At 68.0% G+C, this 24,325-nt stretch carries 19 protein-coding genes; 8 read left to right on the plus strand and 11 right to left on the minus strand.

Going from position 1 to position 24,325, the window contains the following annotated elements; all coding sequences use genetic code 11:
• Nucleotides 1–8: 8 nt before the first annotated feature.
• Both emrC and emrR read right to left on the minus strand, forming a co-directional pair.
• Nucleotides 9–1,502, minus strand: a complete 1,494-nt coding sequence (gene emrC / locus G370_RS0102015; protein ID WP_019659099.1) for a multidrug efflux transporter outer membrane subunit EmrC — start codon at nucleotides 1,500–1,502, stop codon at nucleotides 9–11.
• On the minus strand, nucleotides 1,499–1,942 hold the full coding sequence (gene emrR / locus G370_RS0102020) for a multidrug efflux system transcriptional regulator EmrR (protein ID WP_019659100.1): 444 nt from the start codon (nucleotides 1,940–1,942) through the stop codon (nucleotides 1,499–1,501). The genes emrC and emrR overlap by 4 nt, the downstream gene beginning before the upstream one ends.
• Nucleotides 1,943–2,114: 172 nt before the next feature.
• Between emrR and G370_RS0102025 the strand changes: the two genes are divergently transcribed.
• Complete coding sequence (locus G370_RS0102025) at nucleotides 2,115–2,996, plus strand: helix-turn-helix domain-containing protein (RefSeq protein WP_026346921.1); 882 nt, start codon at nucleotides 2,115–2,117, stop codon at nucleotides 2,994–2,996.
• 59 nt (nucleotides 2,997–3,055) lie between these two features.
• Nucleotides 3,056–5,299, plus strand: coding sequence for a DNA topoisomerase IV subunit A (gene parC / locus G370_RS0102030; protein ID WP_019659102.1), 2,244 nt, complete (start codon nucleotides 3,056–3,058; stop codon nucleotides 5,297–5,299).
• Nucleotides 5,300–5,630: 331 nt separating this feature from the next.
• Here the strand turns inward: parC and bfr are convergent, their stop codons facing one another.
• The gene (bfr, locus tag G370_RS0102035) at nucleotides 5,631–6,119 is read right to left on the minus strand and encodes a bacterioferritin (RefSeq protein WP_005408763.1); all 489 of its coding nucleotides are present in this window, start codon (nucleotides 6,117–6,119) and stop codon (nucleotides 5,631–5,633) included.
• A 123-nt stretch (nucleotides 6,120–6,242) separates the two neighbouring features.
• On the opposite strand from bfr, the gene G370_RS0102040 reads away from it, so the two are divergent.
• Nucleotides 6,243–8,570 (plus strand): penicillin acylase family protein, encoded by a 2,328-nt coding sequence (locus G370_RS0102040; RefSeq protein ID WP_019659103.1) that lies wholly within the window; start codon nucleotides 6,243–6,245, stop codon nucleotides 8,568–8,570.
• Between the two features lie 123 nt (nucleotides 8,571–8,693).
• On the opposite strand, the gene G370_RS0102045 is transcribed toward G370_RS0102040, so the two are convergent.
• The gene (locus G370_RS0102045; RefSeq protein WP_019659104.1) at nucleotides 8,694–10,082 is read right to left on the minus strand and encodes a cation:proton antiporter domain-containing protein; all 1,389 of its coding nucleotides are present in this window, start codon (nucleotides 10,080–10,082) and stop codon (nucleotides 8,694–8,696) included.
• Between the two features lie 123 nt (nucleotides 10,083–10,205).
• Entirely contained in the window at nucleotides 10,206–11,897 is a 1,692-nt protein-coding gene (gene asnB / locus G370_RS0102050; protein ID WP_019659105.1) for an asparagine synthase B, read from the minus strand.
• A 338-nt stretch (nucleotides 11,898–12,235) separates the two neighbouring features.
• Between asnB and G370_RS0102055 the strand changes: the two genes are divergently transcribed.
• The gene (locus G370_RS0102055; RefSeq protein ID WP_019659106.1) at nucleotides 12,236–13,114 is read left to right on the plus strand and encodes a tetratricopeptide repeat protein; all 879 of its coding nucleotides are present in this window, start codon (nucleotides 12,236–12,238) and stop codon (nucleotides 13,112–13,114) included.
• A 123-nt stretch (nucleotides 13,115–13,237) separates the two neighbouring features.
• On the opposite strand, the gene dapE is transcribed toward G370_RS0102055, so the two are convergent.
• From dapE to map, 6 genes are read right to left on the minus strand one after another with little or no spacing between them, the layout of a single operon-like run.
• A complete protein-coding gene (dapE, locus tag G370_RS0102060; protein WP_019659107.1) occupies nucleotides 13,238–14,365 on the minus strand; it encodes a succinyl-diaminopimelate desuccinylase in 1,128 nt (375 codons plus the stop codon).
• Entirely contained in the window at nucleotides 14,362–14,733 is a 372-nt protein-coding gene (locus G370_RS0102065; protein ID WP_019659108.1) for a Spx/MgsR family RNA polymerase-binding regulatory protein, read from the minus strand. The genes dapE and G370_RS0102065 overlap by 4 nt, the downstream gene beginning before the upstream one ends.
• Nucleotides 14,734–14,764: 31 nt before the next feature.
• Nucleotides 14,765–14,911 (minus strand): hypothetical protein, encoded by a 147-nt coding sequence (locus G370_RS1000000121525; protein ID WP_019659109.1) that lies wholly within the window; start codon nucleotides 14,909–14,911, stop codon nucleotides 14,765–14,767.
• Between the two features lie 2 nt (nucleotides 14,912–14,913).
• Nucleotides 14,914–15,975: a 2,3,4,5-tetrahydropyridine-2,6-dicarboxylate N-succinyltransferase gene (gene dapD / locus G370_RS0102075; protein ID WP_019659110.1), complete on the minus strand. Its 1,062-nt coding sequence runs from the start codon at nucleotides 15,973–15,975 to the stop codon at nucleotides 14,914–14,916.
• The gene (locus tag G370_RS0102080; RefSeq protein WP_026346923.1) at nucleotides 15,975–18,584 is read right to left on the minus strand and encodes a [protein-PII] uridylyltransferase; all 2,610 of its coding nucleotides are present in this window, start codon (nucleotides 18,582–18,584) and stop codon (nucleotides 15,975–15,977) included. Before G370_RS0102080 ends, dapD begins: the two co-directional genes overlap by 1 nt.
• Before the next feature lie 20 nt (nucleotides 18,585–18,604).
• Entirely contained in the window at nucleotides 18,605–19,390 is a 786-nt protein-coding gene (gene map, locus G370_RS0102085) for a type I methionyl aminopeptidase (protein WP_032955117.1), read from the minus strand.
• 242 nt (nucleotides 19,391–19,632) lie between these two features.
• Between map and G370_RS0102090 the strand changes: the two genes are divergently transcribed.
• The 4 genes from G370_RS0102090 to G370_RS0102105 are packed head-to-tail and all read left to right on the plus strand — an operon-like array spanning nucleotide 19,633 to nucleotide 24,320.
• Nucleotides 19,633–20,163, plus strand: a complete 531-nt coding sequence (locus tag G370_RS0102090) for a Csu type fimbrial protein (RefSeq protein ID WP_019659113.1) — start codon at nucleotides 19,633–19,635, stop codon at nucleotides 20,161–20,163.
• Nucleotides 20,163–20,912: a fimbrial biogenesis chaperone gene (locus tag G370_RS0102095; RefSeq protein ID WP_019659114.1), complete on the plus strand. Its 750-nt coding sequence runs from the start codon at nucleotides 20,163–20,165 to the stop codon at nucleotides 20,910–20,912. Before G370_RS0102090 ends, G370_RS0102095 begins: the two co-directional genes overlap by 1 nt.
• A gap of 7 nt (nucleotides 20,913–20,919) precedes the next feature.
• Nucleotides 20,920–23,286, plus strand: a complete 2,367-nt coding sequence (locus G370_RS0102100; RefSeq protein ID WP_019659115.1) for a fimbria/pilus outer membrane usher protein — start codon at nucleotides 20,920–20,922, stop codon at nucleotides 23,284–23,286.
• Nucleotides 23,283–24,320 carry a Csu type fimbrial protein gene (locus G370_RS0102105; protein ID WP_019659116.1) on the plus strand — a complete coding sequence of 346 codons (1,038 nt, stop codon included), beginning with the start codon at nucleotides 23,283–23,285 and terminating at the stop codon, nucleotides 24,318–24,320. The genes G370_RS0102100 and G370_RS0102105 overlap by 4 nt, the downstream gene beginning before the upstream one ends.
• Nucleotides 24,321–24,325: the final 5 nt, after the last annotated feature.

Genomic DNA, 24,325 nt, shown 5'->3' on the forward strand with positions numbered 1-24,325 from the left:
GGAGATCTTCAGGAATGCGAGGAATCGGAATGGGAGGCGATCGGTGCGCGGTCGGCGTCAGTGGGCTGGAAACCACCGCCCAGCGCCTTGCTCAGGCGCACCGAGGACTGCACCTGCTGCGACTGCAGGCCGGCCAGCTGCTGCTGCGACTGCAGCAGGGTGGACTGCGCGGTCAGCACGTCCAGGTAGCTGCCGATGCCGGCGCGGTAGCGCTGCTGGGCCAGGTCGAAGGCAGCGCGTGCGGTGTCCACCGCCTGCTGCTGCGACTGCGCCTGCTGTGCCAGCGAGCGCACCGCGTTGACCTGGTCGGCCACATCACGCAGCGCATCGAGCACGGTCTGGTTGTAGTTGGCCACCGCCAGGTCGTACTGCGCATCGGTATTGGCCAGGTTGGCGCGCAGCTTGCCGCCTTCGAAGATCGGCAGGCTCAGCGCAGGGCCGATGTAGGCGAAGGTGGAACTGCTCTTCAGCAGGTCGCTCACATTCGGGGCGACCACGCCGGCCAGCGCGGTCAGGTTGAAGCTCGGGTAGAACTTGGTCTTGGCAACCTTGATCTGCTTGTCGGCTGCTTCAACGCGCCAGCGTGCGGCCACGATGTCGGGGCGACGGCCCAGCAGCTCGCTCGGCAGCACCCCAGGCAGCTGCAGCGCCACCGGGTTCAACGGCTGCGGGCGCTGGATCGACAGGCCACGGTCCGGGCCCTTGCCGACCAGCGCGGCCAGTGCGGTGCGGGCGGCGTCGATACGCTGCTGGGCGGCCTGCACCTGCTGCTGCGCGGCCGGCACGCGGGCCTCGGCCTGGCGCACCTGCAGATCACTGTCGATGCCGGCGCGGCGGCGCTGGCGGGTCAGCTCAAGTGACTTCTGCGAACGGCTCAGCTCTTCCTCGGCCACGTCGTTGAGCTGCCACGCGTAGGCCAGGTCGGCATAGGCCTGGGTGATGCCAGTGGACAGGTTCAGGCGGGCGGCCTGCGCTTCAACGGTGGCGGCGTGCGCACCGTCCACGGCGGCTTCCCAGGCGGCGCGCTTGCCGCCCCACAGGTCCACGCCGTAGCTGAAGTCGAAGGCGACCTGGCTGCTGCCGGCGTAATGGCCACCGATCTCGCTGCCTGCCATCGACTCAGGCAGGCGCAGGCCGGTGTAGCCACCGGACACCGACAGGCTCGGCAGTTCGTCGGCACGCGCAGTGCCGACCTGGGCCTGGGCCTGGCGCAGGCGCGCGTCGGCGGCGTCCAGGCTCGGGTGGCCGGCCAGGCCCTCGGCGACCAGCGCGTCCAGCTGCGCATCGCCCAGCGCCTTCCACCAGTCCTGCGCCGGGAAGCCGGTGGCGCTCAGGTCGGTGTCGGCCAGGGTGCGTTCGCTGTGCAGGCTGTCCACATCCAGCACGTGGCCCTGCGGATTGAGGCCACGACTGCTGGCACAGGCGGCCAGGGCCAGGGCCAGCGCTGACACCAGCAGCGTGCGCCCGGACCGGCGGAAAGTGAAATGCGGGATCGGGTTCATGGGGTCGTCAAGGAATCGCGGATTCGGGTAAGGAGGGACAGCAGCAGCGTGCGCTCGTCGGTTGAGAGATCACGCAGGGCGTAATCCATCACCGCGTCGCCGCGCAGCTTCAGCCGCGCCCACAACGCGCGGCCTTCATCGGTCAGCACGATCTGCAGCGCACGACGGTCCTGGGCATGCGGTTGGCGACGGACGCAGCCCAGTGCCTCCAGCTTGTCCAGCAGCCGGGTCACGGCGCTGGGCACCTGGTCGATGGCCTGGGCCAGTTCGTTGGCGGTGCACGGCGCCATGTTGGAAAGCACCTTCAACCCGATGTAGTGGGTGAAGCCGATGCCCAGGTCTTCTTCCGCCATGGACGCGTCGAGTTGGCGGACCAGCCCGTCGCGCACCTGGCGCAGCAGCAGGCCGAAGCTGGGGGGAGTGGTTGCAGGACAGATCATGGGGGAGCATTCTCTTCCAAAAAAAATATTTCTCAATGGAAATATTCGATCTGGCATCGAATGCTGTGTTGCAGCAATGGGCTGGATCGGTGAAGGCGCCTACCTTAATGACCTGGTCAGCTGGCCCGGTAGTACAATTCAGCCAATGGATGACACATTTCAGCCAGCGGATATGATGAACAAGGCAGAAATTCCCCCTCCCAAGCGCCTGCTGCGCGACGACGCGCTGGACTGGTTCGAGCGCAACGACGGCCCATCGGTAGTCGCCTACCGCTTCGACAGCCCGCAGGGACTGGTCCGTGAGGTGGACTGGCACCATCACCAGCGCGCGCAACTGATCTACGTGGAGCGTGGCCTGCTGACCACCCGCACCTCGCACGGCACCTGGTCGCTGGCGCCGGGTTCGGCCGGCTGGATGCCGCCGCTGGAGCCGCACACGGTCACCCTCGACGGGCCGCTGCGTGGCTGGGGCATGGCGCTGGCCGCACCCGCCTGTGCCACCCTGCCCGCCGACCCCTGCGTGCTGGGCCTGTCCAAGCTGGCGCAGGCGCTGGCCGAGCGCATCTGCGAATGGCCGCTGGGCTATGACACCACGCCCGAGCGCCAGCACATCATCGAGGTGCTGCTGGACGAGATCCGCACCGCGCCGCGTCAGCGCATGCATCTGCCGATGCCCCACGACCGGCGCCTGCTGAAGATCGCCTCGCAGCTGCTGGCCGACCCGTCCGACGAGCGCAGCCTGGCCGAATGGGCCCACTGGGCCGGCCTGTCGCCGCGCAGCCTGACCCGTCACTTCCGCGACGAGACCACGCTCAGCTTCGCCCAGTGGCGGCAACAGGCCCGCCTGTCCGAGGCGTTGCGCCAGCTGACCGAGGGCCGCAGCGTGGCCGACATCGCCCACGCACTGGGCTTCAGCAGCGCCAGCGCGTTCGTCACCGTGTTCCGCCGCCACTTCGGGTTGCCGCCTGGGCGCTACCTGGCGCGGGCCGGGCATGGCCTGGAAACCGGGCTGGACCCTGCACGCGGCTTGGCATCCCCCGCCGCATCCGGATAATCACAGGATTGCGAGCGGCGATCGCCGTCGCCGCCTCCCGACATAGGTAACAACGCCGCATGACCGAACTTGCCCGTCCCGTGTTCCACGGATTCGAACAACTGCCGCTGCGCGAGTACGCCGAACGCGCCTACCTCGACTACTCGATGTACGTGGTCCTGGACCGCGCCCTGCCGTTCATCGGCGACGGCCTGAAGCCGGTGCAGCGCCGCATCATCTATTCGATGAGCGAGCTGGGCCTGAATGCCGCGTCCAAGCCGAAGAAGTCCGCGCGCACCGTCGGCGACGTCATCGGCAAGTACCACCCGCACGGCGACAGCGCGTGCTACGAGGCGCTGGTGCTGATGGCACAGCCGTTCTCGTACCGCTACCCGCTGATCGAGGGCCAGGGCAACTTCGGCTCCAGCGACGACCCCAAGTCGTTCGCGGCGATGCGTTACACCGAATCCAAGCTGACCCCGATCGCCGAAGTGCTGCTGGGCGAACTGGGCCAGGGCACCACCGACTGGGCACCGAACTTCGACGGCACCCTGCAGGAACCGACCTGGATGCCGGCGCGGCTCCCGCACCTGCTGCTCAACGGCACCACCGGCATCGCCGTGGGCATGGCCACCGACGTGCCGCCGCACAATCTCAACGAGATCGTCAGTGCGCTGCTGCACCTGCTGGACAACCCCGATGCGACCGTGCGCGACCTGTGCGAACACGTGCAGGGCCCGGACTACCCGTCCAGCGCCGAGATCATCACCGCGGCCAATGACCTGCGCAACATCTACGAGACTGGCAACGGCAGCGTGCGTGCACGCGCGACCTTCACCAAGGAAGCCAGCAACATCGTGATCACGGCGCTGCCGTTCCAGGTGTCGCCGTCGAAGGTGATCGAGCAGATCGCCGCGCAGATGCGCGCCAAGAAGCTGCCGTGGCTGGAGGACATCCGTGATGAATCCGACCACGCCAATCCGGTGCGCGTGGTGCTGGTGCCGCGTTCCAACCGCGTCGACGCCGACCAGCTGATGGGCCACCTGTTCGCCACCACGGACCTGGAGCGCAGCTACCGCGTCAACCTCAACGTGATCGGGCTGGACGGCCGTCCGCAGGTGAAGAACCTGAAGATGCTGCTCAGCGAATGGCTGACCTTCCGCAGCAACACCGTCACCCGCCGCCTGCAGCACCGCCTGCAGAAGGTCGAGCGTCGCCTGCACCTGCTGGAAGGCCTGCTGGTCGCCTTCCTCAACCTGGACGAGGTGATCCACATCATCCGTACCGAAGACGAGCCGAAGGCCGCGCTGATCGCGCGCTTCGGCCTGTCCGAGGAACAGGCCGAGTACATCCTGGAAACCAAGCTGAAGCAGCTGGCCCGCCTGGAGGAAATGAAGATCCGCGGCGAGCAGGATGAACTGGCCAAGGAGCGCGAGAAGATCCTCGGCATCCTGGACAGCAAGGCCAAGCTGAAGAAGCTGATCCGCGATGAACTGACCGCCGACGCCAGGAAGTTCGGCGACGCACGCCGTTCGCCGCTGGTGCAGCGCCAAGCGGCGCAGGCCATCGACGAGACCGAGCTGGTGCCGAGCGAACCGATGACCGTGGTGCTGTCGGAGAAGGGCTGGATCCGCGCCGCCAAGGGCCACGACGTCGATGCATCCGCACTGTCGTACCGTGAAGGCGACGGGCTGCAGGGCGCGGTGCGCGCACGCAGCACCCAGCAGGTCGCGTTCCTCGACAGCGAAGGCCGCGCCTACTCGACGCCGGTGCACACCCTGCCCTCCGCGCGTGGCAATGGCGAACCGCTGACCGGCCGCTTCTCGCCGGCACCGGGCACCAGCTTCGTGACCCTGGCCAGCGCCGAGCCGGACACCCGCTTCGTGCTGGCCTCCAGCCACGGCTATGGCTTCGTCACCCGCTTCGAGAACCTGATCGGCCGCAACAAGGCCGGCAAGGCGATGCTGAACCTGTCGGCGGGCTCGTCGGTGCTGACCCCGTCGGTGGTCACCAACGTCGCCACCGACCGCATCGTGGCGGTGACCAGTTCGGGCAACCTGTTGGCGATCGCCGCCAACGACCTGCCGGAACTGGACAAGGGCAAGGGCAACAAGATCATCGAGATCCCGAAGGCCAAGCTCGCCACCGAACGCGTGGTCGCCATCGTGGCGATCAGCCCGGGGCAGACCCTGCAGGTGCGCAGCGGCCAGCGCACCATGGGCCTGAAGTTCAACGAGCTCGACGCCTATCTCGGCGCCCGCGCCACCCGCGGCCACCTGCTGCCGCGCGGCTGGCAGAAGGTGGAAGGGCTGTCGGTGGAGTGAGAGCTGGGGCCCTGCCCATGGCGGGTGTCAACCTTGGTTGACACGCCTTGCCGGAGATCAGACACGAAAAAGCCGGGGCATTCCCCGGCTTTTTCGTTGTCGGCTGGCGGGCGGTGGAGCAGCTGGCTGGCGAAGGCTGGCTGGCGATGCTCCGGTGCTGGCGGGCGACAGAACGCCGTGCTTCTGGTAGAGCCGATTGCTGGTCGGCTGCTCTTTGCTCTTGGTAGAGCCGACTGTCAGTCGGCTGCTTTACCGAAAAGCGGCCGACCAGCGGTCGGCTCTACCGGAAGGCAGCCGAGCATTGGCTCGGCTCTACAAAAAGCGGTGCCGGTCAGTGCGCCGGGGCGCCGTTGCCGTCGATCTTGCTCAGCTGGTACAGCTCCAGGCCGATGCGCTTGATCAGGCCCAGCTGCTGTTCCAGCCACCAGGCATGGTCTTCCTCGGTGTCCTTCAGCTGCGCCAGCAGGATGTCGCGGCTCACGTAATCGCCCTTCTCCTCGCACAGCTTCATGCCGGCGGCGAGATTGTTCCGAACCGCGTATTCAGTGTCGAGATCCTTCTGCAGCATCTCCTCCACGGTCTTGCCCGGCTCGGTGGCGTGCGGGCGCATGTCCGGGTCGCCCCCCAGGAACAGGATCCGGCGCAGCAGCGCATCGGCATGCTGGGTTTCCTCTTCCATCTCGTGGTTCAGGCGTTCGTACAGCGCGAACAGGCCCTGGTCCTCGTAGCGGCGGGAATGGATGAAGTACTGGTCGCGGGCAGCGAGCTCGCCGCGCAGCAGTTCCTTCAGGCAGGCGATGACGTCCGGGTTGCCTTTCATGGGGGGCTCCTGTGAATCGATGCGGCATAGGGTGCCGCATTTCAAAGTACGGTGATCTAATCGGAATCAGTCGCAGTTGCGCCTGCGGCTACAATCGGCCCACGAGTTCGGAAAGGACGTGCGATGCGACGTACATTGCGTTGGGTGCTGGGCGTAGTGATCGCCATCGTGCTGATCGCCGCACTGGTCCTGTGGCTCCTGCTGCGGGGCAGCCTGGCCGACCTGGACGGCGAGCATGCCTTGCCGGGGCTGGCCGCGCCGGTCACTCTCGAGCGCGATGCGCTGGGCGTGGTCACCATCACCGCCGGCAGCCAGGCCGATGCGATGCGCGCACTCGGCCGCGTGCACGCGCAGGAACGTTATTTCGAAATGGACCTGATGCGCCGCAGTGCCGCCGGGGAGCTGTCGGCGCTGTTCGGGCCGAAGGCCATCGACGCCGACAAGCGCATGCGCGTGCATCGGCTGCGCGCGCGCACCGAGGCGAACATGCAGGCTGCGCTGGGCGACAACATCGAAGCGGTGAGCGCCTATGTCGGTGGGGTCAATCAGGGCCTGGCCGATCTCTCCGTGCGCCCGTGGGCCTACCTGCTGCTGCGGCAATCGCCACAACCCTGGCAGGCCAGCGACAGCGTGCTGGCCGGGCTGGCCATGTATGCCGACCTGCAGGATCCGGGCAATCAGACCGAGCTTGCGCTGAGCCGCATCCGCGCCGTGGTGCCGCCGGCGCTGTACGCGCTGATCGCCCACGACGGTACTGAATGGGATGCACCGCTGTTCGGCGAACCGAGCGGCAATGCTGCCCTGCCCGACGCCAGCCAGCTCGACCTGCGCACATTGAAGGGAAAGTCGGGCACCGAGCAGGAAGAGGCCGATGTCATCGGCAGCAACAACTTCGCGGTGGCCGGTGCACTCACCGCCGACGGCCGCGCCATCGTTGCCGACGACATGCACCTGGGCCTGCGTGCACCCGGCCTGTGGTTCCGCGTGCGCCTGCGCTACCCCGACCCACAAGCTGCCGGCGGCCAGGTCGACGTCACCGGCTTCTCGCTGCCGGGCCTGCCGGCCGTGATCGTCGGCAGCAACGGGCACATCGCCTGGGGCTTCACCAACAGTTACATCGATACCGCCGATTACCGCACTGAACCGGCCAACGCCGCCGTGACCGTGCATGAAGAACGCATCGCCGTGGCTGGCCAGGCCGACGTGCTGTTCCCGGTGCGCGAAACCGCCTGGGGCCCGATCCTGCATACCCATGCCGATGGCAGTGGCGATGCGCTGCGCTGGGTCGCCCACCTGCCCGGCGCGGTGCGCCTGGACTTCGGTGACCTGGCCCGTGCCGGTGACCTGGACGGTGCCCTGCAGTTCGCCGACCACGCCGGCATCCCCGCGCAGAACCTGGTGGTCGGCGACCGCAGCGGACGCATCGCCTGGCGGCTGATCGGCGCCCGCCCGGATCGCGGTCCGGGCTGCGCGCCGGCCGGCTTCAACGCCGCCCACAACCAGGACTGCGCCCCCTGGCCGATCCGCAGCGATGCCTCGCCGGCATTGATCGATCCCCCCAACCATCGCCTGTGGACCGCCAACGGCCGCGTCCTCGACGGCGAGGCACTGGCCCAGGCCGGCAACGGCGGCTATGACCTTGGCGCCCGCGGGCGGCAGATCCGCGACCTGCTGGCGATCCAGGAGCGCTTCGATGAACACGACCTGCTGGCGATCCAGCTCGACGATCGCGCGGTGTTCCTGCAGCGCTGGTGGGCGCTGCTGCACGACGTCATCGAACGCAGTGACGACCCTGCACTGAAGCGGTTGAAGTCCGTCAGCCACCAGTGGGGCGGCCGGGCCTCGGCCAGCTCGGTCAGCTACCGGGTGGTGCGCGCGTTCCGCACGCAGGTGATGGATACCTTGTCCGATGCACTGCTGGCCCCGGCCAACGCGCAGCTGGGCGATGACTATCTGGAGCCGCGCCTGGCGCAGCTGGAAGGTGTGGCCTGGCCGATGCTGCAGCAGCGCCCCGCCAATCTGCTGCCACCGGCCTACGACAGCTGGGACACGCTGCTGCTTGATGCCGCACGCCGCACCGAGAGCGAGCTGGCCAAGCAGGGCCCGCTGGCCAAGCGCACCTGGGGCGAACGCAACACCGCGGCGCTCTGCCACCCGATCGCACGGGCGTTGCCCGAGGTTGCCAAGCGCTGGCTGTGCATGCCCGCCGACCAGCTGCCCGGCGACCGTGATATGCCGCGGGTGCAGACGCCGAACTTCGGCGCCTCCGAACGCATGGTGGTCTCGCCCGGCCACGAGGCCGACGGCATCGTGCACATGCCCGGCGGCCAGAGCGGGCACCCGCTGTCGCCGTACTGGGGTGCCGGCCACGAAGACTGGGTGCATGGGCGGCCGACGCCGTTCCTGCCCGGCAAGGCGCAGCACACGATGACGCTGGTGCCAGCGCGCTGACGGCGGCACCCACATGCCCAAGGGTGCGCTGCACGCTGTAGAGCCGAGCCCATGCTCGGCTGCTTCTGGCGCCGAGCCGAGCATGGACTCGGCTCCACAGAATGTCGGCGCGGCGCTACCGGGTCAGCCCCTGCGCCGCTCGATCAGGTTCAGCAGCGGCCCGGTCATCGCCGTGGTCACCAGCGCCATGATCACCAGCACCGCAAACAGGCGGTCGCCGAGCAGGCCCAGCTCGTAGCCCAGGTTGAGCACGATCAGCTCCATCAGGCCCCGGGTGTTCATCAGCGCGCCCAACCGCCACGCCTCGCGCGTGGGCATGCCCGCACTGCGTGCGGCACTGAAGGTGCCCAGCAGCTTGCCGGCCGTGGCTACCGCGATCACCACCGCGCACAGCACGATGTCGCTGGCCTGCAGCGCGTCGGCGCGCATGCGAAGGCCGGTCATGGCGAAGAACAGCGGCAGCAGCAGGGTCACCGCGAACGGTTCGACGCGGGCCATCAACAGGCCGCGCAGCTGCGCGTTGGACGACACCGCCACGCCCGCAGCGAACGCACCGAACAGCGCGTGGATGCCCAGCATTTCGGTGATCAGGGCACTGCCCAGCGACAGCAGCAGGATGCCGAGCAGCCAGCGCCCCTCACGGCCCGGCGCAATCTGCTGGCGAGCGAACCACGGCTTCACCAGCCCCAGCATCAGCGCCACGAAGGCGACCACGCACAGCAGGTTGAGACTGGCCGGCAGCCAGCCGCTGGCCTGTGCCGCCGCCACGATCAGTGCCAGCAGGCACCATGCGGTGGCATCGCCCAAAGCCGCGCAGGCGATGGCGGTCTGGCCCAGCGGCGTCTGCGTGATGCCACGGTCGGCGAGGATGCGCAGCAGCACCGGGAACGCGGTGATGCTCATCGATATGCCAACGAAAAGCGCGAATGCGGTGAAGCCCACGCCCTGCGGGCCGTGCTGCGGGTACAGCCAGATCGCCAACGCGACGCCGAGCACGAACGGCACCGCGATGCCGGCATGGCTGACCGTGAAGGCGAAACGCCGGCGGCCGCGCAGTGCCGCCAGGTCCAGTTCGGCACCGGCCACCAGCAGAAACATCAGCACGCCCAGCTGGCTGAGCATGCCCAGAGGGCCCAGCGAACTGGCCGGGAACAGCGCACCCTGCAGCTGCGGCAGCAGGCTGCCGAGCACCAGCGGCCCCATCATCAGGCCGGCCGCCATCTCGCCGATCACCGCCGGCTGGCCCAGCCGCTTCAGCAGCGCACCGGCGCCCTTGGCTACCAGCAACAGCACCAGCAGCTGCAGCAGGAACAGGCCCAGCGGTGACGCCAGATGCCGTGCCCAGCTGCCTTCGGCAGCGACCGTGGTACGCGCAACCGCCTCGGGCGCCGCCGGCCCGGCATAGCGCGCCAGCAGCACGCCGGCCAGCAGCGGGACACCGGCCCAGGCCAGATAACGCCATCCCCATTTCGTGGGCCGCATGCCGCCGCTCGCCTGTACGTCCATGAACATTCCCCAATGCGCAGGGGGCGATCATACAAAAAGGGGACGGAGGGGATTAAGTCGTTTGTGCCCGCCGGGCATGGCCCGGCGCTACCATCGCTCGGTAGCACCGGGCCGTGCCCGGCGGAAGCATTACGCCAGTGCCTGCGCGTGCACCCCGGCGATCGCGCGACCCGACGGATCTGCAGCCGCGGCGAAGCTGGCGTCCCAGGCAATGGCCGCCGGCGACGAACAGGCGATCGACTTGCCGCCCGGCACGGTCTCGGCAGCCGCGCGGCTGGGGAAGAACTGCTCGAACAGGTGGCGGTAGTAGTACGCCTCCTTGGTCTGTGGCGGGTTGTGCGGGAAGCGCTTGTCGGCCGCAGCCAGTACACGGTCGCTCACCTGCGCCTCGGCATGTGCCTTCAGCCCGTCGATCCAGCCGTAGCCGACGCCATCGCTGAACTGTTCCTTCTGCCGCCACAGGATGCTGTCCGGCAGGTAGCCATCGAACGCCTCGCGTAGCACCGCCTTTTCGATGCGACGGCCACCAAAGCCGGCGCCGACCATCTTGTGCGCGGCATCGAAGCGCATCGCCACATCAAGGAATTCGCGGTCGAGGAACGGCACGCGTGGCTCCACGCCCCAGGCCATCATCGACTTGTTGGCACGCAGGCAGTCGTAGTTGTGCAGGGCGTCGAGCTTGCGCACCAGCTCCTCGTGGAATTCACGCGCATCCGGTGCCTTGTGGAAATACAGGTAGCCACCGAAGATCTCGTCGCTGCCCTCGCCGGACAGCACCATCTTCACCCCCATCGCCTTGATCCGCCGCGCCAGCAGGAACATCGGCGTCGAGGCGCGGATGGTGGTGACGTCGTAGGTTTCGATGTGGCGGATCACTTCCGGCAACGCATCGAGGCCTTCCTCGAAGGTGTACTCGAAGCCGTGATGCACGGTACCCAGCGCTTCGGCAGCAATGGCAGCGGCAGCCAGATCGGGCGAGCCCCTCAAGCCGATCGCGAACGAATGCAGGCGCGGCCACCAGGCTTCGGTCTGCCCGCCATCCTCGATTCGGCGACGTGCATAGCGCGCAGCCACCGCCGCCACCAGCGACGAGTCCAGGCCACCGGACAGCAGCACGCCGTATGGCACGTCGCTCATCAACTGGCGTTCCACCGCATGCTCGAAGGCCTGGCGCAGTTCGGCCAGATCGGCCTGGCGCCCCTGCACGTCAGCGTAGGCGCGCCACGACTGCTGGTAGTAGCGCACCAGCTCACCACGGGCACTGTCGAAATAGTGGCCCGGCGGGAACTGCGCGACGTCGGCACAGGTATCGACCAGCGCCTTCATTTCCGAGGCCACGCGCAGGCGCCCCTGGGCATCGTGGCCCCAGTACAACGGCACCACGCCAACCGGATCCCGCGCCACCAGCACGCGTCCGGCAGCACGATCCCACAGGGCGAAGGCGAAGATGCCGTTGAGCTGCTCCAGCCACTGCGCCGGCGATCCGCCCTGGCGGTACAGCGCATTGATCACTTCACAGTCCGAACCGGTCTGGAAGTCGTAGGCGGTAGTCAGTGCGGCCTTCAGTTGCTGGTGGTTGTAGATTTCGCCGTTGACCGCCAGCGCCAGCTGGCCATCGGCCGACAGCAGCGGCTGCGAACCACCGGCCGGGTCGACGATGGCCAAGCGCTCGTGGACCAGCAGCGCGCCTTCGTCGAGGTACACGCCGCTCCAGTCCGGGCCACGGTGGCGCTGGCGCTGCGACAGTTCCAGCGCGTGGCGGCGCAGGGCCGGAAGATCGTCACCGGCCTGCAGGCCGAAGATTCCGAAGATCGAACACATGGGGGAGCTCCTGTTGTGGAATTTCACGGGTGGGAAGGTGTTCGACCGGCCATCCAGGCCCGGGTGGGCGGCGCCCGGGCACAAAAAAACCCGCATCGGCTGATGCGGGTTTTCTGGTGTCCGGGCGTGTGTTGCTGTCTATCTACCCAGGGCGCAGTCCCGCATCGGCCGCGCACGATTATTCGCGCGCAGATTATTGCGGTTGTTGTTATTGACGGCGGTGGCCAGGCGGATCGACATGGCATCGACCCTACCCCGGTTTCCGGCGCGGCGCAACAGTTGCGTCGGCAACCACGCCTGAGGCCCATAATGGCGCGCCCTGAACCGGTGTAACAGGAATGCAACACTGCAATGGACGCATCGGGGCACTGGCCGCCCTGCTCTGCCTGGGCCTGGCGGCCTGCGAGACCCTGCCCCCGCCTTCTACGCTGCCGCAATCCCAGCGGCAGGCATTGGAACAACGCGGAACCGACGGCAGCTTCGAGGGTGCCTTCGATACCGCGCAAACCTTCGAGCGCTTCAACGATCCGCGCGCCATCGCCCACTACGAACGTGCCGCAGCGGTCGCCCCCTGGACCTTCCACAACACCAGGGCGGAAGAAGCACTGGGCCGGATCTGGATCTCCGGCACGCTGCGCCATGCCGACAGCCCCCACATCAACCCGGCACCGGTGCTGCGCGCATCCTGGCGACGTGGCGAACGCGCCTATCTGGCGGCGGCCTACCACGGCAATCCCTATGCGTTCTACGAACTCGCCAAGGCCTATCGTCAGCGTGGCGACGCGCAACAGGCGCTGCGCTGGGACCTGCGCGAAATGATCTACAAGCGATACCCGAGTTCGTCGTCGCGACTGCCGGATGCGGTGGCCGCACAGGATGACACCGTGCATCCGCGGGTTGCGCAGATCCAGCGCCGTGCCGAGCGTGGCGATGCCGAAGCGCAGGTAGACCTGGGCGCGCTGCTGGAGGGGGGCATGGGACTGCCGCGCGATCCGGCGCGTGCGCTGCAGCTGTACCAGCGCGCTGGCGAGAAAGGCAATGTGTTCGGCCAGTATTTCGCCGGACTGCTGCTGGGCCGCGGCGCGCCCGGCGTGGAGAAGGACACCGACGCAGCCGCGCGCTGGTTTGCACGGGCCGAGGCGCAACGCTTCTACATGGCGGCGCCGAGTTACTGGGAAAAAGCGATCAAGCCGCCGTTCTTCCTTTTTTCAGAATAGTAGAGCCGAGCCATGCTCGGCTGCTTCTGCCGGTGGACATCAGCCGAGCATGGCTCGGCTCTACAGAGATGTAGCTCCGGCGGGGGGCGTGCCGACCAACGGTCGGCACCCACCGTCGCAGGCTCACACCAGCAGCCGTTCCACCAGCCGCTGGTACAGCCCCGGCAACGCTTCCAGATCATCCACGCGCACGTTCTCATCCACCTGGTGGATGCTGGCGTTGACTGGCCCCACTTCGATGCACTGCGCACCCAGCGGCGCGATGAAGCGTGCATCGGAGGTGCCGCCACCGGTGCTTTCCTCAGGGGCACGACCGATGTGCTCGGCCAGCACCGCGCGTGCGGTGGCGCGCAGCGTGCCTTCCGGGGTGTAGAACGGCTCGCCGCTGCGATGCCACTTCAGCGCGTACTGCAGGCCGTGCCGGTCCAGCAGCGCGGTGATCTCCGTTTCCAGCTTCGGTGCATCCCAGTGCGGGTTGTAGCGGATGTTGAAATCGACCTCCAGCTCCCCGGGAATCACGTTGTTGGCGCCGGTGCCGGCACGGATGTTGGAGATCTGCAGGCTGGTCGGCGGGAAACTCTCGTACCCCTCGTCCCAGCGCCGCGCACTCAGTTCGGCCAGGGCCGGAGCCGCCTGGTGGATCGGGTTGCGTGCCTTTTCCGGATACGCCACGTGGCCCTGCACGCCCTGCACGCGCAGCTTGGCCGACAGGCTGCCACGACGCCCCACGCGCAGCAGGTCGCCCAGCGCCGCTGTCGATGATGGCTCGCCGGTAATGCACCAGTCGATGCGCTGGCCGCGCTCGGCGAACAGGCGCGCGACGTGGCGCACGCCATCGATCGCGTCGCCTTCCTCGTCGCTGGTCAGCAGCACCGCCAGCGTGCCGGGGTGATCGGGATGCGCGGCGACGAACTGCTCGGCGGCCACCACGAACGCGGCCACGCTGCCCTTCATGTCGGCGGCGCCACGGCCATACAGCACGCCATCGCGGATCTGCGGCGTGAACGGATCGCTGGTCCAGGCCTCGCGCGGGCCGGTGGGCACCACGTCGGTATGGCCCAGCAGCACCAGCACCGGCGCACCCTGGCCGTGGGTCGCCCACAGGTTGTCGACCTCACCCAGACGCAGCTGGTCACAGTGGAACCCTGCCTGCTTCAACCGCGCCGCCAGCAGTGCCTGGCAGCCGGCGTCGTCCGGGGTAACCGAGGGGCGCGCGATCAGCTCGCAGGCCAGGTCGAGGACGGCACTCATGACTGGCCCACGCCGAAGCGGGCCTTGAAGCCGTTGTCACTGAAACCCTGGCTGGCCTTGCCGTCGGCCGTGACCACCAGCGGGCGCTTGATCAGCTGCGGGTACTCGCGCAGCAGCAGCTTCCATTCGGCCTCGGAGTCCGCGGCCTTGCGGTTGTCCGGCAGCTGCCGCCAGGTGGCGGAGGACTTGTTCACCATCGCGGCCAGCCCCCCCAGCTGCGCGGCCCATTCCAGCAGCGTTTCCGGGCTGGGCTTGTTGTCGCGGTAGTCGACGAAGGTGTACGGCACGCCGAAGCGGTCCAGCCACTTGGTCGCCTTCTTGCAGGTATCGCAGTTCTTCAAACCGTAGACAGTGGTGCTCATGGCCATCTGTGATGCTGGAAAACAGAGCGGCAGAATCTCACAACAGGCGTTCGGGCACGACCCTGAACGGCACGGCACGGTGGGTCGCCTGCCACAGCGGCAGGCGCGGCAGCATCCGCCCGAACAGGACGTCGGGAGGATGCCGGTAGCTCGCGTACTGCGCCGGATCCTCCGGCGCAGTCACCTTCAGTCGGCCAGGCCGCGCAGCAGGTCGTTGACGCTGGTCTTGCTGCGGGTCCTGGCATCGACCTGCTTGACGATCACCGCGCAGTACAGCGAATGGGTACCGTCCTTGCTCGGCAGCGAGCCGGACACCACCACGCTGTACGGCGGGATGTAGCCGTAGCTGATCTCACCGGTGGCGCGGTTGTAGATGCGGGTGCTCTGGCTGAGGAACACGCCCATGCCGATCACGCTGTGGTGGCCGACCACCACACCCTCAACCACTTCCGAGCGGGCACCGATGAAGCAATGGTCCTCGATGATGGTCGGGCTGGCCTGCAGCGGCTCCAGCACGCCGCCGATGCCGGCACCGCCGGACAGATGACAGTGCTGGCCGATCTGCGCGCAGGAACCGACGGTGGCCCAGGTGTCCACCATGGTGCCTTCGCCGACATAGGCGCCGATGTTGGTGAAGCTCGGCATCAGCACCACATCCTTGCCGAAATACGTGCCACGGCGAGCAATCGCGCCCGGCACCACGCGCACGCCGCCTCGGCGGAACTTCGCTTCGTCATAGCCGGCGAAGCGCGATTCGACCTTGTCCCAGAACGGTGCCGGGCGTGCATCGACCACCGCCATGTCGTTGACACGGAAATACAGCAGCACCGCCTTCTTCAGCCACTCGTTGACCTTCCAGCCGCCTTGGCCGTCCGGCTCGGCGACGCGGAATTCACCGCTCTCCAGGCCGTCGATCACACGGTTGACCAGCGGCCTGGTCGAGCCTTCCAGTTCGTGCAGGGTCAGCGTGGCGCGGCGTTCGAAGGCACTTTCGATGCCGAACTTCAGTTCTTCCACGCCCGGCGCGGCCGGCTTGCGCAGCGACTTGCGGGCGATGGTTTCGGCGCGTGCGGCTTCTGCGCTCTTGGCCGGGGCCTTCTTCGGTGCCGCCACCTTCTTCGCCGGCGCCTTCACCACCGCGGCTTTCTTCGGCGCGGCAGCCTTCTTCGCGGCCGGCACGGCGGCAGTTTTCTTGGCCGCTGCGCTCTTGGCGGTGGCAGCAGTCTTCTTAACAGGCTTGGTGGCCATCAGGCGGGGTCTCCGGCGTTTCGATCAGGGTCCAGGCAGGCCAGCATCGCGTCATGCAGCTGCTGCCGGGCAGGTTCAGTCAGGGGGAGGTCGTGTTCGTCACTGATCACGAAGGTGTCTTCGGCGCGTTCGCCGAATGTCGCAATGCGCGCATCATGCACGCGCAGGCCCTGGTTGCGCAGCACGAACGCCACATCGGCCAGCAGGCCGGGACGGTCAGGGGCGACCAGGGCAAAACGGGTTGCGCCCGGTTCATCGCGGAATTCGATGCGCGGCGCAAAACGGAAATGACGCAGCTGCCGCGGCACCACCCGGCGTGACGGCCGAAGCCGCGCAAGGTCGCCACTCAGGGCCTCGCGCAGCGCCGCTTCCAGATTGGCACTGTTGCCATCGGCAAACGTGTCGGCCGGGTTCACTTCGAAGGTATCGAAGATGGTGTCGGCCGGGCCGTCCAGCACGCGTGCACGGTGGATCCCGTAGCCCTTGCGGTCCAGGGTCATCACGATCGCGGCGAACAGGCCGTCGCGGTCGGGCGAGTGCACGAACACTTCCAGCGCGGGGTCGTCGACACTGATCCGGCGGACCTTGACCAGGGTCTGGCCCTGCTTCACCGGCACCAGCGCAGCGGCCTGCCAGGCCAGCTGCTCGGGGCGCAGGCGGATGAAGCCCTCATCGGGCATCACCGCGAACTGGCGGTCGATGGTGGCATCGTCGTAACCCTGCTCGCGCACCAGTGCGCGCACGCTGTCACGCGCCTCGGCCACACGCTCGGCGGCGGGCACCGGATGCTCCAGCCCTTCGCGCAACGCGCGCCGGGTGGCGAAGTAAAGGTCGGCCAGCAGGCGATCCTTCCAGGCGTTCCACAGTTTCGGGCTGGTGCCGGCAATATCGGCACAGGTCAGCAGATACAGGTAGTCCAGGCGGTCGCGGCTGCCGACCAGGGTGGCGAAGCGATGGATCACCACCGGGTCGGCAATATCCTGCTTCTGCGCGGTCACCGACATGCGCAGGTGCTGTTCGACCAGCCAGGCGACCAGTTCGGTATCGGTGCCACTGAGCGCATGTGCCTGGCAGAACGCGCGCGCGTCCACCGCACCCAGCTCGGAGTGGTCGCCGCCGCGGCCCTTGGCAATGTCATGGAACAGGCCGGCCAGCAGCAGCAGCTCCGGCTTGCGCAGGCGCGGCCACACTTCGTGCGCGATCGAGAAGCGCTCGTCGGCACGGCTGCTGGCGAACAGGCCGATGTTGCGCAGGACCATCAGCGTGTGCTGGTCGACGGTGTAGACATGGAACAGGTCGAACTGCATGCGCCCGCTGACTTGGGCGAACGCGGGAATCCACTGGCCAAGCACGCCCAGCCGCGCCATGCGCGAAAGCGTGTCGACCGGGCGCTGGCCACGCAGCAGGGCAAGGAAGTGCTCGCGTGCGTCGGCGTCGGCCTGGTCATAGGCCGGCAGCAGCGGCAGCGACTCGGCCAGTGCACGCGCGGTCAGCGAGTGCAGGCCGCGCACCTGCGGGTTGTTGGCCCAGCTGGAAAACAGCGCGAACACTTGGCCAATGTCGCCCTGCGGCCAGTCGGCCTCGTTGGCGGCTAGGTAGCCACGACGCAGGGAAAAGCCCACGGTCAGCGGCTCCGGCTGCGCCTCGCCGTCGAACTGCTCCTCGAAGCGCTGCAGCAGGCGGTCGCTGATCCGCCGCACCACCAGCGCGGCGCGGTAGAAGCCCTGCATCATTTTCTCGACACCGAGGCTCTCGGCGTCGTCTTCGAAGCCCAGGCGCGCGGCGAGGGTCTTCTGGTAATCGAAACGCAGGCGCTCTTCCGGGCGACGTGCTACCAGGTGCAGGCCAAACCTCAGTCGCGCCAGCACGGCACGTTCGCGCTTGAGCGCTGCGGCTTCGTCGGCACCCAGATGGCCGAGCCCGACCAGGGCTTCCAGGTCGCGCACGCCGAACGCGCGCAGTGCCATCCAGCCCAGCGTGTTGAGATCGCGCAGGCCACCGGGGCCATCCTTCAGGTCCGGCTCCAGGTTGTCGGCGGTATCACCGAAGCGCTGGTGACGGTTGCGCAGCTCTTCCAGCTTGGCCAGGAAGAAAGTGCGTGCCGGCCACAGTTCGCGATCGTCGATGGCCTCGCGCAGCGCGCGGCGGGCGGCGTCATCGGCCAGGATCGGACGCGCCTCGATCAGCGCGGTCAGCACGGTCTGGTCAGCCGCCGCCTCGCGGCACTGCAATGCAGAACGCACCGCATGGCTGACCGCCAACCCGCAGTCCCACAGCAGCGCGAACAGCCGCGCCAGGGCCGCTTCGTGCGCCAGTTGCGCCGGCGGATCGCCGAACACCAGCAGGTCGATGTCCGATCGCGGGAACAGTTCACCGCGGCCATAGCCGCCCACCGCGAACAGCGACAGGCCGCTGCCGGCCGGCAGGCAACGCTGCCACGCCAGGCGGATCAAGTGGTCGGCAGCGCGCGCACGCAACGCCAGCAGGCGCTCGATGTTGTCGCCCTGGTCGAAACGGCGGTACAGGCGTGCGTCGGCCTGCTGCAGCGCCTGCCGCGCCGCAGCAGCCCAGTCCGGGTCGTTGAGCGACGCGGCCGGCGTGTCCAGCAGCGAACTCGCCGGCAGCATCGTCAGGAAACCTGCGACTCGCCCGGCGACAGGGTCAGCACGTCGACGCCGGTCTCGGTGACCGCGACCATGTGCTCCCACTGCGCCGACAGCTTGCGGTCCTTGGTCACCACGGTCCAGCCATCCGGCAGCACCTTGTTGTAGCGGGTGCCCTCGTTGATCATCGGTTCGATGGTGAAGGTCATGCCCGGCTGCAGCACCAGGCCCTGGCCCGGGCGGCCGTAATGCACCACCTGCGGCTCATCGTGGTAGACCTTGCCGATGCCGTGGCCGCAGTACTCGCGCACCACGCTGAAACGCTCGCCTTCGGCATAGCTCTGGATGGCATGGCCGATGTCGCCCAGGGTGGCGCCCGGACGCACGGCGCGGATGCCGCGCCACATGGCTTCGTAGGTGGTTTCCACCAGGCGGCGGGCCATCACCGACGGCGTGCCGACGAAGTACATGCGGCTGGTGTCGCCGTGCCAACCGTCCTTGATGACGGTGACATCGATGTTGATGATGTCGCCATCCTTGAGCACCTTCCCTTCACTGGGGATGCCGTGGCAGATGACATTGTTGACCGAGGTGCACACGGTCTTCGGGAAGCCGCGGTAGCCGACGTTGGCCGGAATGGCGCCCTGCACGTTGACGATGTGGTCGTGGCAGATGCGGTCCAGCTCCTCGGTGGTGACACCGGGCTTGACGTGGGGGGTGACGATGTCCAGCACTTCGCTGGCCAAGCGGCCGGCGATGCGCATCATCTCGATTTCCTGCGGGGTTTTCAGATTCACGCTCATGGCACCCATTATCGCCGATCCGGCCGCAATCTGAACGAACGCCACCCAACTGGCATTCCGGGCCATGCACCGGGCCATGCACGCTTTCGGCAAGGAAAATGAAAGCGTGATGCCCTCCACCCTTTCGCCCGCCTGTTTATCACGGATTACAGACACTTACGCCACCTAAGCTGGGGTCACCGTCGCCGAAGCGGTGCCGATCGTGCCGCCTTCGCCTTGTTCAACGGACCTTCGGGTCAGGGAGGTTGTCCATGCGATCCGCGCTTCGTTCTCCGCTTGCCTGGGCCTTCGCCGGCCTCCTGCTGTCCAGCCCGGCCCTGGCCGCAGATACCACCACCTTCAACGTCACGCTGGTGGTCACCAAGGCCTGCACCATCACGGCCGCGGCCGCTACCAACGTCGACTTCGGCACGGCGGCGTCGACCACCGCCACGCCCACCCTCGGCCAGGGCACGGTCACCGCGCAGTGCTCGGCGCTGACGCCGTACACGATCGCGCTGAATGCGGGCGCCAACGCGGGCACCGCCAACGACGTCACCACGCGGCGCATGAAGAACACCAATGCCGCCGTGACCGCCAACAACTATGTCGGCTACCAGCTCTACCAGGATGCCGCGCATACCCTGGTCTGGGGATCCACAACCGGCACCAATACCCAGGCCGGCATCGGCACCGGCCTGGCCGTGCCGTACGTTGTCTACGGCCAGATCCTGAACCTGAGCACCAACAACCCGGCCACCGGCAGCTACCTGGATACGGTTACCGCCACGATCACCTATTGATGGAGCACGCCCGCATGGCCGGACCCCGCCCGTGGCGCGCCACCGGCGTGGCGCTGCTCGCCCTGTGCCTGCTGGCCACCGCCACCGCCGGCGCCACCAGCCTGCAGGTCGCGCCGACCAGCCTGCAGCTGGAGGCGCGCCAGCGTGCGGCTGAGCTATGGCTGACCAACAGCGGCACCGCGCCGGTGAAGCTGCAGGTGCGCGTGTTCCGCTGGGTGCAGCAGGACGGCCAGGAACGGCTGCTGCCCACCGATGAGCTGATGGCCACACCGCCCATGCAGGAACTGGCTGCGGGCCAGCAGCAACTGGTGCGGGTGATGCGTCCGGACAACGAGCCACCGCCTGCACAACGGCACTACCGGTTGATCGTGGACCAGATCCCGGACCTGGCCACGCGTGCCGAGGGCATGCAGTTCGTCCTGCGCTATTCGATCCCCGTGTTCGTGCAGCCTTCGGCCGGCGCCCTCGCCCCACAGTTGCAGGCTCGCCTGGTGACACTGGCGGATGGCCGCAATGGCGTGGAGGTGGCCAATACGGGTGACAGCTACGCGCAGATCGCCGATCTTGCGCTGGGCAGCGCCACGCGTCCGCGCATCGTCCATCCCGGATTGCTGGGCTACGTGCTGCCGGGCCAGGTGATGCGCTGGCCGATCGAGCGCGTGGCGATCGACCGCGACAACGACCAGATCACGGCCAAGCTCAATGGCGAGTCGGAACAGACGCCACTGTCGCCCCCACCGGCTCGCTGAGGCCTTGATGGGCGCGTTGCTGGCTGCCCTGGCTCCCGCGGCGACCGAGGCCGCCGATGCGTCCGGCGCGGCCGTTGATGTCTCCGGCGTGTCGGCCGATGCCACCCTGCCGCCCCCGACCCCACTGACCGCCAGCCAGACGCTGTACCTGGATGTGTCGCTCAACAGCACGCCACGCGGCCTGCTGCCGTTCATCGAGAACCGCGGCCGGCTTCAGGCCAGCCCCGAGGTGTTGCGCCAGCTCGGCTTCAATGCCAGCGGCGAGGTACCGGTCTACCTGGACCAGATCAGTGGCGCGGTGGTGCGCTACGACGCGCACATGCAGACCCTGGCGCTGGATGTGCCGCTGGACCAGCTGACCCTGCCGACCACGGTGCTCAGCCGGCCGCAGGCGCGTGCGCCGACTGGCACTGCCTCGCCGGGCGTGCTGCTCAACTACGACGTATACGGCAGCCGGGTGGACACGCTCGGCAACCTCAGCCTGAGCTCGGAGCTGCGCGTGTTCGGCATCGGCAACGGGACTTTTGAGAACACCGCCATCAGCCGCCGCTACCAGCAACCCGGTGATCGCCGTTGGCGCGGCGAAAGCGTGCGCCTGGACACCCGCTGGAGCCTGGACTTCCCCGACAGCGCAACGACGCTGGAGGTCGGCGACTTCTACAGCGGCTTCGTCGACTGGACCCGGCCAGTGCGCATGGGTGGCGTGCAGATCGGTCGCAACTACGGGCTGCAGCCCTATCGCGTACTGACGCCCACGCCGAGCTTCCTCGGCCAGGCCGTGGTGCCCTCCACGGTCGAGCTGTACGTGGATGGCCTGCGCCAGTACAGCGGACAGGTCCCGGTCGGTCCGTTCCAGCTGGCGGCACAGCCTGGTATCAGCGGCACCGGCATCGCGCAGGTGGTGGTAACCGATGCGTTCGGCCGCATGCAGACACTGGATTTCAGTTTCTATGGCACCCAGCAACTGCTGGCCAAGGGCCTTTCGGACTGGTCGGTCGGCGTCGGCCAGCTGCGCGAGGACTTCGGCCAGCGCTCCTTCGGCTACGACGATCGCACGGTGGCCAGTGCCAGCTGGCGCGGCGGCATCAGCGATGCCTTCACTGGCGAGGCGCATGCCGAAGGCGGCGGCGGCCTGGCCCAGGCCGGCATCGGCGGCTGGTGGCTGCTCGGCGCTGCCGGCGTGTTCAATGCGGCCTATGCACGCAGTGATTACCACGGGCTGCAGGGCGGGCAATGGGCGCTGGGCTACAGCTGGAACAACCGCCGCTTCAACGTCAATCTGCGCAGCGTGCGCAGCCACGGCGACTACCGCGACCTGGGCGCACTGCAGGGCAACCTGCCACCGAGCATCAGCGAGCAGGCCACCCTCGGCCTGGAGCTGCTGCGGCTGGGCACGCTCAGCGCAAGCTACCTGCGCCTGCGCTACCCCGACGGCGACGACAACCGCTACGCCAGCCTGTTCTGGTCGCGCAGCTGGAGCCAGCGCTGGTCGGCCTACCTGTCGCTGAACCAGAACCTGGACCACAGCGACGACCGCAGCATCTACCTGTCGCTGACCGCCAGCCTGGGCAACAACCGCCAGGCCAGCCTCTCGAGCCAACGCAACGGCGACAGCCAGAGCTGGGTCGCGGACGTGACCCAGCCGGTGCCCGGCGATGGCAGTGCCGGCGGCGTCGGCTGGCGCGCACAGCTGCGCCATGGCGAGGACGGCAATGGCGGCCTGGCCGAGGTCGGCATCCTCAACGATACCGGCCGCTATTCGTTCGGCGCCTCGCGCCAGGGCGGGCTGAACTATGCCTACGCCAGCGCCAGCGGCAGCGTGGTGTGGATGGGTGGCCACACCTTCGCCACGCGCGAAGTGTCGGACGCGTTCGCGGTGATCAGCACCAGTGGCGTCGGCGGCGTGCCGGTGCGGCTGGAAAACCGCCTGATCGGCGTCACCGATGATCGCGGCCTGCTGCTGGTCAGCCCGTTGCTGTCCTGGCAGCGTAATCGTGTCTCGATCGATACCCTGGACCTGCCCGAGGACATGCGTGCCGACCGCATCGAGGATTGGGTGACGCCTCGCCAGCGCGCCGGCACCCGGATTGCCTTCGAGCTGCGCTCGCGACCGTCGCTGAGCCTGACCCTGCTGGCAATGGACGGGCAGCCGCTGGAGGTGGGCAGCGAGGTGCAGCTGCCCGATGGCCGCCAGGCCACGGTCGGCTATGACGGCCTGCTGTACCTGGAAGACGTTGCCGCCGGCAGCGTGCTGTACGTCACCACCAGCCGCGGCCCCTGCCGGGTGAAGGTCCCCGACCCGCCCAGGGTGGTGGCGACCGGCGCGCGGCCGAAACCGGCGCCGCTGCAGTGCATTCCGGAGGTGGCGCCATGAGGACGTTGCTGCTCGGCCTGCTGCTGTTCGCTGGCCTGCTGGCGGCAGCACCGGCCCGCGCCGTCGCGGTCTGCACCGCGGTCGCCAATCCAACGCTGCCGTTCGGCAACATCAACAGCAATGCGCCTGGCCCGAGCACGGCCAACCTCAACATCACGGTGACATGCACCACCGCCGCGCTGAGCGCGCTGGCCACAACCGGTGTGCGCGTCTGCGTCGGCATCGGCGCAGGCAGTGGTGGCGGCAGCAGTTCAAGCTGGCGGACGATGAAGACCAGCAGCAGCGACAGCATGAACTTCCAGCTCTACAACTCCTCGAACTTCAGCCAGGTGACGGGGTTGGTCCCGCGCGGCACGCCCCCGGCACAGGAACTGACCATGACCTACAGCGTGCCGCTGGTCGCCGGCGGCAGCGGTGCGCAGTCCGTGCAGCTGTTCGGGCAGATTCCGGCCAACCAGATCCTGGCCTCCGGCGCCTACAGCAGCACCTTCAGCGGCGCCGACGTGGTGTTGACCTGGGCCTGGAACGAGGTCCTGCTCGGCAATGCCACAGTGCCCGCCACCTGCAACGGCGGCGCCACCGGCACCAACAGCGCAAGCGCAGCCTTCAGTTTCACCGCCACCGCCAATGTGCTGCCGCAGTGCGGCAGCTACGTCACCACCGACATGAACTTCGGCAACGTCACCGGCGGCATTCCCGCCAACATCGACCGGACCGCCACGCTGACACTGACCTGCCTGAAGAACACCGCCTTCCAGGTCGGACTCAACAACGGCCGGAACAACCCTGCCGCGACCAGCATCCGCCGCATGGCCACCACCATCGGCGGCAGTACCTACTACCTTCCCTACGAGCTGTACCGGGACTCGGCTCGGAGCCTGCGCTGGGGCAATACGTTGACTGTCGACACGGCCAGCGGCACCGGCACCGGCAGCGCACAGCAGCTGACCATCTACGGCCGGGTGCCGCCGGTCACCGGCCAGCCCCCGGCTGGTACCTACAACGACCTGGTGACGGTGACGATCACCTATTGACCGGC

It is taken from the genome of Stenotrophomonas hibiscicola ATCC 19867 (genome assembly GCF_000382065.1).
Taxonomy (GTDB): Bacteria; Pseudomonadota; Gammaproteobacteria; order Xanthomonadales; family Xanthomonadaceae; genus Stenotrophomonas; species Stenotrophomonas hibiscicola.